Origin of the sequence: Anaerocolumna aminovalerica (assembly GCF_900115365.1) — a bacterium.
In the GTDB taxonomy this organism is placed as follows: domain Bacteria; phylum Bacillota; class Clostridia; order Lachnospirales; family Lachnospiraceae; genus Anaerocolumna; species Anaerocolumna aminovalerica.
Map to the genome: position 1 here is coordinate 16732 of NZ_FOWD01000010.1, position 14678 is coordinate 31409.

Annotated in this window: 13 protein-coding genes; 10 read left to right on the forward strand and 3 right to left on the reverse strand. The window is 35.0% G+C overall.

The annotated features are described in order from the left end of the window. The first annotated feature begins 211 nt into the window (after positions 1 to 211). Positions 212 to 820 carry a hypothetical protein gene (locus tag BM183_RS07310; RefSeq protein ID WP_091685712.1) on the forward strand — a complete coding sequence of 203 codons (609 nt, stop codon included), beginning with the start codon at positions 212 to 214 and terminating at the stop codon, positions 818 to 820. Between the two features lie 26 nt (positions 821 to 846). Continuing rightward, complete coding sequence (locus BM183_RS07315) at positions 847 to 1404, forward strand: hemerythrin domain-containing protein (protein WP_091685714.1); 558 nt, start codon at positions 847 to 849, stop codon at positions 1402 to 1404. A 441-nt stretch (positions 1405 to 1845) separates the two neighbouring features. Here BM183_RS07315 and BM183_RS07320 read toward each other — a convergent pair whose 3' ends face one another. Beyond that, entirely contained in the window at positions 1846 to 2796 is a 951-nt protein-coding gene (locus BM183_RS07320) for a GNAT family N-acetyltransferase (protein WP_091685715.1), read from the reverse strand. 429 nt (positions 2797 to 3225) lie between these two features. Between BM183_RS07320 and BM183_RS07325 the strand changes: the two genes are divergently transcribed. Further along, positions 3226 to 4296 (forward strand): branched-chain amino acid aminotransferase, encoded by a 1071-nt coding sequence (locus tag BM183_RS07325; protein ID WP_091685717.1) that lies wholly within the window; start codon positions 3226 to 3228, stop codon positions 4294 to 4296. A 47-nt stretch (positions 4297 to 4343) separates the two neighbouring features. Here the strand turns inward: BM183_RS07325 and BM183_RS07330 are convergent, their stop codons facing one another. Next, positions 4344 to 5282, reverse strand: coding sequence for an ATP-dependent DNA ligase (locus tag BM183_RS07330; RefSeq protein WP_091685718.1), 939 nt, complete (start codon positions 5280 to 5282; stop codon positions 4344 to 4346). 303 nt (positions 5283 to 5585) lie between these two features. Here BM183_RS07330 and thpR point away from each other — a divergent pair, with 303 nt between their 5' ends. Then, on the forward strand, positions 5586 to 6128 hold the full coding sequence (gene thpR / locus BM183_RS07335) for an RNA 2',3'-cyclic phosphodiesterase (protein WP_091685720.1): 543 nt from the start codon (positions 5586 to 5588) through the stop codon (positions 6126 to 6128). A 2-nt stretch (positions 6129 to 6130) separates the two neighbouring features. On the opposite strand, the gene BM183_RS07340 is transcribed toward thpR, so the two are convergent. Then, positions 6131 to 6685: a DUF3877 family protein gene (locus BM183_RS07340; protein WP_091685722.1), complete on the reverse strand. Its 555-nt coding sequence runs from the start codon at positions 6683 to 6685 to the stop codon at positions 6131 to 6133. Between the two features lie 499 nt (positions 6686 to 7184). Here BM183_RS07340 and BM183_RS07345 point away from each other — a divergent pair, with 499 nt between their 5' ends. The 6 genes from BM183_RS07345 (at position 7185) to xdhA (ending at position 14673) form a co-directional block, all read left to right on the forward strand. Further along, positions 7185 to 8222 (forward strand): BMP family lipoprotein, encoded by a 1038-nt coding sequence (locus BM183_RS07345; RefSeq protein WP_091685724.1) that lies wholly within the window; start codon positions 7185 to 7187, stop codon positions 8220 to 8222. 75 nt (positions 8223 to 8297) lie between these two features. Beyond that, positions 8298 to 9821 (forward strand): ABC transporter ATP-binding protein, encoded by a 1524-nt coding sequence (locus BM183_RS07350; protein WP_091685725.1) that lies wholly within the window; start codon positions 8298 to 8300, stop codon positions 9819 to 9821. Further along, positions 9811 to 10881 carry an ABC transporter permease gene (locus BM183_RS07355; RefSeq protein WP_091685727.1) on the forward strand — a complete coding sequence of 357 codons (1071 nt, stop codon included), beginning with the start codon at positions 9811 to 9813 and terminating at the stop codon, positions 10879 to 10881. Before BM183_RS07350 ends, BM183_RS07355 begins: the two co-directional genes overlap by 11 nt. Beyond that, positions 10871 to 11815, forward strand: a complete 945-nt coding sequence (locus BM183_RS07360; protein WP_091685868.1) for an ABC transporter permease — start codon at positions 10871 to 10873, stop codon at positions 11813 to 11815. The genes BM183_RS07355 and BM183_RS07360 overlap by 11 nt, the downstream gene beginning before the upstream one ends. Beyond that, positions 11812 to 12288 (forward strand): hypothetical protein, encoded by a 477-nt coding sequence (locus BM183_RS07365; protein ID WP_091685728.1) that lies wholly within the window; start codon positions 11812 to 11814, stop codon positions 12286 to 12288. Before BM183_RS07360 ends, BM183_RS07365 begins: the two co-directional genes overlap by 4 nt. Positions 12289 to 12330: 42 nt before the next feature. Further along, positions 12331 to 14673 carry a xanthine dehydrogenase subunit XdhA gene (gene xdhA, locus BM183_RS07370; RefSeq protein WP_091685730.1) on the forward strand — a complete coding sequence of 781 codons (2343 nt, stop codon included), beginning with the start codon at positions 12331 to 12333 and terminating at the stop codon, positions 14671 to 14673. The last annotated feature ends 5 nt before the right edge of the window (positions 14674 to 14678 follow it).

Consider the following 14678-nt stretch of genomic DNA (forward strand, 5'->3'; position numbering starts at 1 on the left):
AAGGGATATGAAAATAATATCCCTTGAGATAAAAACATTCATTGAATTAAATAAGAAAGTAAAATTCTGATAGTAAGAAATCAATAAATATAACACTATTGGAATAATAAAGCAGTACTTTGAAATAATAAAATAAGATTGTTTATGACTACAACAATCATAACCGGTGAAAATGCAATTTCCCGGTTATGTTCACATATAAGGAGGTAACATGAGTGCTTTTCTTGGCCCAATTCATTATTGGTTATACAATAAAATAAAATTGCAAAACAACATGGTGGAGGCAGTCATTCAATTTGCGAAAAGTAAAAACTTAAATTATGATTTAAGAAGCAAGCTGGATAATCAATATGGAACCATTGATTTAAGACCCTTGGAAGAACAGATAGACACTTCCAATATACATGGCTGGCTTCAAGAATGTGTATCAACAGTAGAATATAGACTGGCAGATGCAGTTACCACCTTATTAAAGGAAGGTTCTAAGAACCTGGAGGAGCTAAAAGAAATATTTAGAACTCTAGGGGAAAAAGAATCTATTTTAAGTAAAGACGCTACTATAGCAGAAGCATATAAAAGCTTAAACGATACCCTGCTTGACGGAATGCCCTGTGATCACGCTAACTTGTTGGTTTCACAGGAAGATAATGAAATTATATGGAAGCGTAACCTATGTGTACATGAGAATTATTGGACAGAAGTTGGCGGAGATATTAAAATTTACTATATATTAAGAGAAGAATATATCAAAGGATTATTGTCACATGCTGATATAACTTATGAAAAGCTTGATGAAACTATCAGTAGAATAGTAAGATAAAATGATAGAAAGAAGGTGGATAGCCAATGAACAGTATTGATTTAATGGTTGAAGAACACAAATACGCAACCCGTATGTTAAAAGTAATCCGCAGTGCCTGTTATACTATATTCCAGGGCAAGGAAATCGATTATGAGGATTTTGGTAAGATGATTGATTTTGTACGAAGCTATGTTGATAAACATCACCACGGAAAAGAAGAAAAGCTATTATTTAAAGAAATGCAGAATCATCTTGGTAAAATAGCGGATAATCTAATCACTCACGGAATGTTGGTGGAACATGATCTGGGCAGATTGTATATGTCTGATTTGGAGGAAGCTTTGGAAAGAGTAAAAAATGGTGATGAAGAAAGTAAACTGGACGTCATTAGTAATGCTGTAGGTTATACCCATCTTTTAACCCGTCATATTGCAAAAGAAGACGAAGTTGTATATAGCTTTGGAGCTAAAAATTTACCACAGGAAATCATAGAAGGTATAAATAAAAAAACGGAAGCTTTTGAAAAAGAAGCAGAAGATAAAGGAACCCAGGCATATTATAAAACTATGTTGGAAGAGTTAGAAAGTAAATATTGTTCTTAATTTTAAGACTGTAAATAATCTACACTTTCTATACGAATAACCTGATAATTAAGAATATAACATACACAAATAAGACCTTATATGTAAACTCTTAGTGTCAATGAAAAAGTGTTCATTGAAAGTATTACACTTAAAGACATTAAATTGAAAGCATTATATTAAAACATTAAAATAAAACATTTCCCCCCTTAAAATAAAATAGTTAGACACTACTAGTTTAGTATTAAAAAATATAACTCCTCACTTATTTATATGAAATTGGTTTTTAAAATCAATCCACTATAAAGCAGTGAGGAGTTATATGTATATAATGCACACAGCTATACATAATCTGAAATAATATTCTCATAGTACTAATCTGCTAAATAATATACATCTAAATTTTCTATGTAAAAATTTTATTCCATTCTTTAATTAGGCTACAACTAAATATTTGCTTTGCTATTTTAACATATTTTCAGGAAGTGCTTTTTCGTCTATCCTGCGGACAACACCCTGTGTATATGCTGTAAAATGTTTTAGCCAAAAGCCATAGGCGGTTGGATTAAAACTTTCAAAGTCTACTCCGAGACGAGTGTAACCATCATTTCTTAAAGTTGTAATCATAAAATTTAACAGCCCTTGGCTAACGCCGTTGCCTCTATATTCAGATAAACAGTAAGCACCACAAATATTCTGCATATCCGGGGTTGAAGTAGCAAAATTTTCTCCACTATCAGTTACTTCCAAAAATGCTATAATTGAATTATTATGCCTGGCAATAAATATACGAGAATTTTGATCATTTGCGTCAGTCAGGTCAAAATCCTGGGTTGTGGTTTTCATAAAACATGGGCTTTCAGCTAAGTGTGCACTCAGTTCTCGGCGAAGTGTTGTAACTTCACTTTCATCTGCTTTTTTAAGTTGGGAATATGTAAAGTCAGAACAGGGCTTTTCTTGTATTTCCTCCATCGGACGAATTGCATCAACGCAGCGTAACCCAAACCCATATGTAAAAAAGGCATTTATTCCTTGGGGGTCATGTGCATATAAACCTATAGAATGGCTACTGATACCAGCTTTTACCCATTTTTCAGCCGCTGACTGGTACATCCGCTTATAAATTTTTTCTCTATTTTCGTTAATAGCACCATGAGCATGAATAGGTGAAAATGTACCTCTTGCATATGTTGTAAAAGCATTGTTCCAAGGTTTATAACAGCATAAGAAACCAACCATTTTATTACCCTCAAATGCAGAGACACCTAGGCCGTTTTCTGCAAATTCCTCTAAGTCAGGCAAAACATCAACTGTTGGAAGAATAGGTACAAAGCGGCGTTCTTCCTCATAATTTGCCTTTGCGATTTTAAGTGCTTCTTCTATGTGTTCCTGTGTAAAATCTGTGATTATCATTACTTATTCTACCTTTCTTTATTCATTTATCCAACTACTAATAAAAGTTTTCTTTGCATATCCAAACAATACTGTTCCTTATTGTTTCAACTCCACTTACTACAATCAATTTTAATCAAATATTTACCTTTAAATATAACATTAATTCCAATATATTCAAGTCCTAAATTAGGAGTTATATTCCCATTATCAAGAACTATTTTCAATCATAGCTCTTTGATAAGAGCTATATTTATGCATAATGATTACAAAAGAGAATTAAAAAGATTTAGGCCTACTTTGTATAATTAACGGAAAAAGTATAAATATATATATTTATTATATAGTTTCCTGAACAAAATACTTGAAAAATAAGAATAGGAAGATTAATATAGTAATTATATAAAAAAAAGTGAATGAATATGTACTTTAGAAAGAAGGATGAAAACCATGTTAGATATTAGAATCGAGAGAACAACTACACCCAAGGAACTTCCAAAGGCAGATAATCCGTTAAAGTTTGGTACCATATTTACGGACCATATGTTTCTAATGAATTATGAAACAGGAAAAGGATGGCATGATGCAAGAATCGTTCCTTATCAATCCCTTTGTTTAGATCCGTCTGCCATGGTATTTCATTATGGACAGGAAATGTTTGAAGGCTTAAAGGCTTACAAGACAGAAGAAGGAAGAACTTTATTATTCCGGCCTAATAAGAATATTGAAAGAGCAAATCAATCAAATAGAAGACTTTGCATTCCTGAGATTCCTGAAGAAGACTTTCTTGACGCATTAAAAGCCATTGTTAAAACAGATGAAGCATGGATTCCCACAAAACCCGGAACCTCCTTGTATATAAGACCATTTGTAATCGCAACAGATCCTTATTTAGGTGTAAGACCTTCTGATACATATTTATTTATCATTATCTTATCACCGGTTGGAGCCTATTATCCGGAAGGATTGGATCCAGTTAAGATTTGGATTGAAGATGAATATGTGAGAGCAGTAAGAGGCGGCATTGGAGAAGCAAAAACAGGGGGAAATTATGTAGCTTCCCTGAAATCACAGGTGAAAGCCCATCAGGAAGGCTACTCTCAGGTATTATGGTTAGATGGGGTAGAACGCAAATACATTGAAGAAGTAGGTGCAATGAATATTTTCTTTAAAATTGATGGTACAGTTATAACACCTCAGTTAAATGGAAGCATTTTACCGGGAGTAACCAGGGATTCTGTTATTAATCTTTGCAAAGCATGGGGTTTACCGGTAGAGGAAAGAAAAATTTCTATTGATGAAATATATGAAGCTTATAAGAACGGCAAATTGGAAGAAATATTTGGAACAGGTACAGCAGCCGTAATTTCACCTGTAAAAGAACTAAGATGGGAAAATCACATTATGCAGGTTGGGGACGGCCAAATCGGTGAATATAGTCAGAAATTTTATGATACCATTACCGGACTTCAATTAGGAAAAATCCAAGATACCTTTAACTGGACAGTTGAAGTAAAATAAATTTAATAATAAAAAACGGTTTAAATCATGATAAAATTAAGCCGTTTTTATTTTTTTGGTTCTTCCTGACACTCAAAGGGGTTTTTACCCTCTCTAATACCTCTTAATACCGGCTTACCTGGCCTTCCTTTCTTATTAGGCATATAATGTATCTCACAAACTAACTCAGGATTTAGCCATATAGCTTCTTTGCCGCAGGAAGGAGTTAACCGGAATGGAGAAGAGTCAATCTTTTTTAAATTGTATTCCGATGCAAAATTTAAGGGAACTCCTAAGGTTACATGTCCTTTATAGAGTAATTCAGTACCGCGATATTGGCCTAATATAAGGCTTGTGATACCTTTTTCTTTTCGTATATACCCACAGACTACAAAATTCCTGTTACCCCAGTTTTTAAATGTGATCCAATTCCTTGTTTCTGCATCAAAGTAATATTTACTGTCTTTCCCTTTACCCACCACACCTTCTAAGTTCTGTTGTTTTGTAAAATCATGCAATTCTATTCCATATTCCCATACGTATCTGGTTACTGCTAATTTTGCATTTTCATTTATCACTTCTTCTAGTATCTCTTTCCGCCGCAGCAGGGGTAAGTCAATCAATTCTTTGTTATTAAGATACAAGATATCATAAGCAACATAACTGGCAGGATATTGTCTGGCTGCCAGCTCAATTTTAATTTTATCATCTAAATGCATTCTTCTTTGCATTTCAAAAAAGTCAGGAACACCATTTTTAATGATTACTAATTCACCATCCAGAATACACTTTCCCTTAGTAAAAACATGAATATCTGCTAATTCGGGATAATAGGGAAGCAGTAGATCATTTTCTTTATTTCTTAAATCTGTGGCTGTTTCATTCAGATAAGCAATGCATCTTATGCCATCTAATTTTAATTCATAAATATAATCCGGCGAATTAAAAGGTTCTTGTATATCTTTTATTAACATGGGTTTGATAGATTTGGTTTCAAAAAGGTCCATTATACAGTCTCCGATTTTTATCTTAATTGCTTAATTCCAGATTCTTTTGTACGGGTTTCATAAGTACAATTTTAATTTAGTATAAGCATATAAGAATAATATTATTTATTTTTCACATCTTAATGCTATATTGCAATTACACAAATGCCATGATATTCTTAGAACAGATAAATATATTTACAGATAGGCATGCCAGCTGATAGGCATTAATTATTAGATAACCATAATTTTTAAATAAGTATAATTATTAGATAGACATAATAAGAAGAGAAGATTTCCATAATAATTAAAGGAGATTAAGATATGAGACTATTTATTGCAGTGAATTTTACACCTGAAATTAAATCCGATTTATTTAAAATAACTCAATATATGAAACAGAACTCCATAAAAGGGAATTTTACTAAAAAAGATAATTTTCATCTTACAATAGCCTTTATAGGTGAAAGCAATGCTTTAAAAGATATTCAAAAAGCAATGAATATGGCAATAGAACAACCAGAGATTAAATCCTTTACTTTATCTATTGAAGGTTTAGGAAAATTTAATCGTAGAGAAGGGGATATATACTGGGCTGGAATAAAGAATAATTCTCTATTATCTCAATTAAATAAAGCTATTGTTAAAGAATTAAGAAATAGTGGATTTATTATTGAAGATAGAGAATATAGGCCACACCTTACTTTAGGGAGAAAAGTTGTGTTCAAAAATACTTTTGATATAGAAGAATTTAAAAAGACAATTCCTCCAATGGAGATGGCTGTTAATAGAGTGAGCCTTATGAAATCAGAAACCATCGGAGGACAATTAATATATACAGAAATTTATCACTGTGACTTAATATAATCTTATTCTTCCATAATTCTATTAAAGCTGTAGTCAAGGAGGCGGTGGTAATATCCTCCCATTTCATCAAAGGAGAAGCAATATTTGAATTTGTCAATATTACTGTCTTTAAAATAAATCACATATTGAAATTCAGAATTATTCATTTCTTCACATACAAACTCATTGGAATAATGGCCGAATACAGCCAGGACATCTTCCAGTGTAAAGTTATGAGTTTTAACCAGTTTAATTAATTCTGTTAAAAAATTATTATTCTGGTTTTCCTTGTATATATAAGCAATACCTTCCTTAGGTACTGTGAATTTAAATCTGCCTTTTTCCAGTAAGATATCGATATTATATAAACGTGGATTAACGTAAGTAATAAATTCCTGTAAATGATCCAAACATTGGATATTGTGGATGAAATCTTTCTGTAACAGATAGTTCAGCAGGTCAAGATCATAATAAATGCTTAATGCTTCATCAGGATTGTATCCTAATTTTAAGATTCCTTCATAAATTGTAGTTTCTATATTTTTTTCTAATTCCTTAAAACCTATTTCTTCCTTCATAAAAAACTCCTTTAATGCATTCTCAGAATAGTATATAGGATTCCATCTTTGTAAACCAAATCTTATTCATTTTCTTCAGAAACCCACTTTTTTCTGTAATCAATATATTATGTTAGCCACTTTTTATAATAGCTTAATTTACAAAATATTTCAAGAGTACCAATAACATGCCTTGCATAAGTCCGTAAAACAGCAAAAGTGCCAAATGCCAATATTTGCTTAATAGAATGGATGGTGAATATATACATAAATAACAACTTAAAAGGAAAAAAATAAGCGAAATAACTAATAAAAACTTGACAAAGAAAACAAGATAATCTATACTTGGAAAATAGGTAATACCTTAAAGGTATTACCTATAAGATAATATCTTTAAATGAAATAAAGAAAATTTCAGTTGTGTAGAAGGAAAAGCCGTCAAAAAATGTTGTCTAAAGGTTCAGCCTTATAGATAAATAAATTATTTCCCTGCAAAAGGTGAGAAAGAAGGAGTGTCAAAATGAAAAGAATTATTAAGTCGATGGCAGTATTTTCTATGGTATTAGTAACGGTTCTGGTATCTCTTACGGGATGTGCTTCACCATCAAAGTCAGTTGGTGCCTCAAAAGAAAAGCTAAAAGTTGCATTAATTCTTCCAGGCAAAAAGGATGATGTATCCTTTAATCAAGCTATGTATGAAGGCATGACCGCATACATGGAGGAACATGAAGAAGACATTGAATTAAAAATTGTAGAGAACGTTTATGAAGTGGCAGATATTCAACCTGCGTTGGCTGATTTTGCAGACCAAGGTTATGATGTTGTTTTTGGTCATGGATTTCAGTTCATGGAACCAATTATATCTGTTTCAAAAAAATATCCCGATACCTGTTTCCTTTTAGGTACAGGATACAAATTCGAAGAAAATTCTGCCATTTATGATGTTGACCTTGAGTCAGGCGGTTACATAATGGGTGTTATAGCAGCACTTACATCAGAAACAGGTAAAATAGGAGTAGTTGGCGGCGCAGATGCTTCTGAAATTTTCCGAGGACATGAGGGCTATAAATTAGGCGCTAAATCAATTAATCCTCTGATAGAGATTCAAGAGGTATATACAGGTGACTGGACTGATACGGCAGGTGCTTATGAGGCAGCGGTTGGAATGTATGATTCCGGAGTAGATGTAATCTGGCACTCAGGTGATGGGATTGGTCTAGGCGTTGTACAGGCAGCAGTAGAGAAAGACAAATATGCTTTAGGTAACGTGGAAGATCAGGTTAGCCTGGGAGAAAAGAATGTATTATCAGGACTTCAATACAAATGGGAAGCTGTTATAGCTCAGATCTTTGATGATATTAAATCAGGAAGCTTCAAAACTCTTTCTGATGATAAAAGAATCTACTGGATAAATATCGCAAATGATGGTTTGGTTTACACAGAAATCAATGATCCCAAAGGTATGCTGAAGGAAGAAGAAAAGAAATTTATAGAGAACACTTTCCAACAACTAAAAAAAGGTGAAATTGAAATACCTGAGATTACACAAAACAAATAATCTACAATAAATGTAAGTTTCAAAAAATAATACTGATTTGCTTAGGAAAACTATATTAAGACTGGGGGACTGCATATGGAAACTATAGCAGTTAAAATGGAGAAGATAACAAAAAGTTTTAATGACGTAAAAGTCCTGGATAGTATAGAATTTAAACTCAAAAGAGGTTCAATACATGGATTGTTAGGGGAAAACGGTGCAGGTAAGACAACATTAATGAATATACTTTACGGGCTTTATAATCAGGAAGATGGAGAAATTTTCATAAACGGAAAAAAAGAAAATATATCATCACCGGTTAAAGCTATATCACTGGGAATCGGTATGGTACATCAGCATTTTATGCTGGCACGTCCTTTTTCTGTTGTGGAAAACGTGATGCTTGGAAGAAAGTCCAGACGGGGAATATTACTTGACACGAAGCAGACGGCAGAAGAATTAAAAACGTTGGCAGAAAAATATAAAATGGAAATTGACCCATATTCAAAGATATGGCAATTGTCCGTAGGTGAGCAGCAGCGGGTTGAAATTTTGACCGCCATGTATCAGGGGGCAGAAATTTTAATTCTTGATGAACCAACAGCGGTTTTGACACCACAGGAGGTGGATGCATTTTTCGAAACCCTGAAGGAAATGAGGGATGATGGTAAATCAATTATTTTAATTACACATAAATTAGAGGAAATCACATCAATAGCTGATGAAGTGACAGTTCTTAGAGATGGCAAAATGATTGGCAGAAGAGCAGTTGACTCTACAGTAACCAAGGATGACCTAACAAGAATGATGGTTGGAAGGGATGTACTTTTCGATTTTCCCAAGAATACAATAGAACCGGGAGAAGTAAAGTACAGCATTAAAAATGTTTGTGCAAAAAATGATAAGGGATTGCCAGCATTAAAGGAGTTTTCTCTTGACATTAGAGAGAATGAGGTTATAGGGGTTGATGGTAATGGTCAGAAAGAATTATGTGAGGTATTAACGGGGCTTAGAAAATCCGACAGTGGCGAAATTATATTAAATGATAAGAAAATGGTAAACAAAGAGCCGGTATATTACATAGAACAGGGGGTTTCACATATTCCCGAAGACAGGCATACAACAGGACTTGCTTTAAATTGGAGCTTAAAAAGAAATCTGATTCTAAAGGAACTGAATAAGGCTCCATTTGTAAAAAATGGACTCTTGCAGCCGAAGGTCATTGATAAGTATTGGAATGAGACAAAGTCGGAGTATCAAATCAAATCAATTAACGGTGAAGAAAAGGCAAGAGCTCTTTCCGGCGGTAATCAACAAAAAATAATACTTGCAAGGGAAATTAATTTAAATCCACAGGTTCTTATAGCCAATCAGCCTACAAGGGGACTTGATGTAAGTGCCGCCGAATATGTGAGAAAAAAAGTTCTGGATGCAAGAAATGCAGGAACTTCCGTACTTCTTATTTCAGCAGATCTGGAAGAAATATTACAGTTATCAGATAGAATAGCAGTAATTTTTGACGGAAAGTTAATGGGAATTTTGCCAAGGGGTGCAAGTACTCATGAAATTGGTGCATTGATGATGGGTAAAAAGCAGGAGGTGGCTAGTTGTGAAAACTAAACTATTAAACAGTGGAAAAAAAGCCGCCGGTGCAGTGGCTATGATAGCCCTGGCACTTATAATTGGAGCAGTATTGGTCCTTATATCCGGTAATAAACCAATGGAAGCATACGCCACAATTATATCCGGTGCTTTTGGCAGTAAGCTAAGATTGTCGGAATTGTTTATAAAGATGATTCCCCTTACTATAATGGCATTAGGTATATCTATCGCTTATAAGGCCCAGCTTTGGAATATAGGTGCAGATGGGCAGTTTACCATGGGTGCTATTGCCTCAGCTGCTATTGGTATCTATGTGGAATTACCGCCTTTTCTGATAGTACCTTTATCTATCCTTTCTGCTATACTGGCAGGCGGCCTGTGGGCAGGTCTTGCAGGATGGTTAAAAACAAAGTTCAATGCAAATGAGGTTATTACAACCTTAATGCTTAACTACATTGCAACTTATTTTCTTGCTTTTTTGGTATATGGACCTATGATGGATCCACAGGGTGAATTAGCCCAATCAGAGGTTTTGAAGGAATCCCTCAGAATACCTCTGCTGTTTAGTAATTATCGCATCCATGCCGGAATTGTAATCATGATTTTAATTATCCTGTTGATGTTTTTCTTCTGGAAAACCCCTCTTGGGTATAAAACAGACTTAATCGGACAGGGAGAAAAAGTTTCTACCTATGCAGGTATAAATGTGAAAAGAACAATAATCATTACAATGATGATTTCAGGTGCTTTTGCAGGTCTTGCCGGTTGGAATGAAACTTATGGTGTTCAATATCGTTTACTGGAAGGAATATCAAGTGGTTATGGTGATATTGCAGTTGTTATAGCTCTTTTAGGCGAATTAAATCCCCTGGGCATCGTTATTTCTTCTTTCTTCTTTTCTATTCTTATGGTCGGTGGTTCATGCATGCAGCGTATGACCAATGTACCATATTCAATAGTGGATGTTATAAAGGGATTGATTATTATTTTTGTAATAGCCAGAACAGCATTTCGGAATACTGCAATAAAATATACGATGAAAGAGTGGATTGGAAGGAGGAAAAACTATGCTAAGTAATATATTTACACTAGGATTTCTTGTGAGCCTGCTGGCTAGTACAATTCGTTTAGCAACTCCTATTCTTGTTCCAGCATTAGGCCAGATATTTACACAAAAGGCCGGTATTTTGAACCTGGGTGTTGAAGGCACTATGACCATTGGGGCTGTGTCTGGTTTTTCGGTTGCTTACCTGACAGGTAATTTGTGGATTGGAATTTTAGGAGGTATTATCTTTGGTATGCTGTGGAGCTTATTAATGGCATGCCTCAGTATTACAATGAAAGCAAATCAGGTTATAGCAGGAATTGGGTTAAATATTCTGGGAGCTGGTGTTGCCGTATATGCCTACCGTGTAATATTTGGAATTCAAAAGCTTCCTCCACAGGTTGAAACTTTTTCAATAATAAATATTCCATTACTATCAGATATACCAATAATCGGACCAATATTTTTTCAACATAATATTTTAGTTTATCTTGGATTCTTACTGGTTCCTATTACATGGTTTGTATTAGAAAAAACCACTTTCGGTTTGAAAATTAAGGCAGTTGGTGAGCATCCAAGAGCTGCTGATTCAAAGGGAATCAGTGTAGCAAAAATCCGCTACAGTGCTGTTTTGATCGGTGGTGCCTATGCAGGTGCAGCAGGTGCATTTATGACCATTGCCTATTTAAATCAGTTTACGGAGGCAATTATAGGAGGCCGTGGCTATATTGCTATTTCGGTAGTTATTTTCTCCAGATTCATACCAAAACGTTCCATGTTGGGGGCTTTGCTTTTTGGATTTGCATCAGCCCTGCAAATGAGGCTTCAGGCCTTAGGCATTAATATTGCCAATCAATTATTATTAATGTTGCCTTATATTATGACAGTATTAGCACTAATATTGGCTTCAAAGAAATCAGAGATTCCAAGTGCTTATACTATTCCATATTCGAGGCTGGAAAGATGATAAAAATATCATGGGCTTTTCTGTGTATATTATGCACAGCCTATTTACTTACAGGCTGTACAAAATCGAATATTTCTGCAAAGAATGCAGAAGAAAGAGTAAAAGCTTTTGCTGATGAAATTAATTATAACTATGAGACTCCTGAAAATATATATGATTTTTTAATTCAGGAGTATAAAGATAAAATAACCAGAGAAGAGTTCGCTAAGGCTTTTGAAAAGGAGCGTTCTTATCCGTATTTAACACCCCTTTTCATCAATTTTGAATCAATTGAGATGTCGGAGGATAAATTAAGGGGCATTGCTTATTTTTCACAGGCGGCCAGACTGCCCGGAATGGAATATGAAGTCAAATTCGTATATGAAGAGGGTGATTATCGTATGGAAGCCTTTGAAGATCTTATAGATGGAAGTTATCTTGATAAATTTAAGTCAATTCCTTATTCACTTGACAGCTATTTTGATTTTGACTGAGTAGGAAAAGACGGAATAATACATTATTTTGGAGGTGTCAATATGGGAGTTGGTAAGAGTATTAACAGAGTGGATGCCATTGAGAAAGTAACAGGTACTGCTAAATATGTTGAGGATATGCTGCCAAGTAATGCCCTTATTGCAAAGGTACTGCACAGTACTATTGCAAATGGTATTGTAAAGAGCATAAATATTGAGGAAGCATTAAAAATGCCTGGCGTTGAAACAATACTTACTTGTTTTGATGTACCTGATGTACTTTATGCAACATCCGGCCATCCCCTTTCACTGGATCCAAACCATCCGGATGTAAAGGATAAATTAATTTTAAGTAAACGTGTACGTTATTATGGTGACGACATAGCAGCCGTTGTTGCAGATAATGCACTGAATGCACAAAAGGCTCTGGAGAAAATTGTAGTAGAATATGAGGAATATGAACCTCTTTTAACGCCACAGGCAGCAATAAATAACAAAATATCACTTCATGAACAGTGTCCATCAAACGAGCTTTCCAGAATGGATTTTGAAATTAAAGATGGAGAAGTAGATTTTTATAAAGGGAAGTTTTCAGATGATCCATACATAGCAGGCAGAGAGGATTTAAAAGGAACCTATTTTTCCGTACCCCCGGTACATGCCTGCCATATTGAAAATAATTCATGCTTTGCCTATATGGAGGGCAAAAAAATGATAGTTGTAACTTGTAATCAGGTACCCCATACATTACGTAGAAATGTTGCTGAAGCTATTGAGATGCCAATAGGAGATGTTAAGATTATTAAGCCATATTTGGGAGGAGGATTCGGAAACAAGCAGGATACCATGTATGAACCGGTAGCAGCATTTTTGTCTAAGAAGCTTGGAGGCAGATGTGTTGCGATCCTGCTCACCAGGGAGGAGACCTTTGTAAACACAAGAACCCGTCACGGAATGGATATATATGCATCCGTAGAGGTTGATGAGAATGGAAAAATTAAAAGAAAGGGACTTAAGCTTAATTCAAATGGAGGTTCTTACGGTACCCATAGACATTCCATAACAGCCTATGCTGTTACAAATTTCTTCGAACTGTATCCGTCAGGAGAAATACAGATAGGCGAATCCTCTACGGCTTATACAAATCTGCCATCTGCAGGAGCCTTAAGAGGTTATGGAATTCCTCAAATCGATTTTGCCATGGAAAGCCAAATGGATGATATTGCAATGGAAAAGGGCTGGGATCCTATAGATTTTAGAAAGAAAAATATTATGAAGCTTGGCTTTCGGGATCCATTTGATAAGTTTTACGTTAAAAGTAATGGACTTGAGGAATGTATTGACAAAGGCAGAGAGCTTATAGATTGGGATAAAAAAAGAAAAGAATATGACCAATTCAATAAAACCTCAAAAGACATTAAAAAGGGTGTAGGCATGGCAATCTTCTGCTATAAAACAGGAGTTTATCCCATCCAGCTTGAAAATGCAGCCTGCCGCATGGTTCTAAATGAAGACGGAAGTATTCAGGTCCAGATAGGTGCTACGGAGCTTGGACAGGGTTCTGATACCGTATTTGCACAGATGGCCTCAGAGATTTTAACAATACCGGAAAGCAAGATTCATGTTATATCCACACAGGATACGGATATAACGCCCTATGACAGTGGAGCCTATGCCTCAAGACAATCCTATGTTACAGGGGGAGCTGTTAAGAAGACCGCATTGCTTATGAAGGAAAAAATTATTGGAAAGGCAGCCGCAATAGCAAAGATTTCTATAGACGATCTTACAATAGAAAATGAAAATATTATTATTGGGAAAACAAAGGAGATTATTTGTAGTATCGGGAATGTTGCAACCCTTATAAACTTTATAAACGACAGTTCCCAGACAGAACATATTACTGCGGAGACAACATATACCTGCCTTAGCAATTGCTTTGCTTTTGGTGCAAGCTTTGTTGACCTTGAGGTTGATGTGCCAATTGGTAAAATTAAAATAAGTAAGATTATTTCCTTAAATGACAGCGGCAAGATCTTGAATCCACAGCTTGCCAGAGGCCAGGTTCATGGTGGTGTGGCAATGGCGGTAGGCTATGCAATCGGCGAGCAATTACTTTTTGATTCCAAAACAGGAAAGCCATTAAATAATAATCTCCTTGATTATAAAATTCCTACATCAATGGATATTCCGGAAATGGAATCACATTTTGTTGAAACCTATGAACCAACGGGACCTTATGGGAACAAGGCACTTGGTGAGCCGCCCCTTATTCCTCAGGCACCTGCTATTCGAAATGCTGTACTTCATGCAACCGGAGTTTCTATTTATAAACTTCCTATGTCACCCCAAAACCTTGTGCACGAGTTTATTAAAGCAGGACTCATAGAAGACGGAAGGGAGTAATCGAT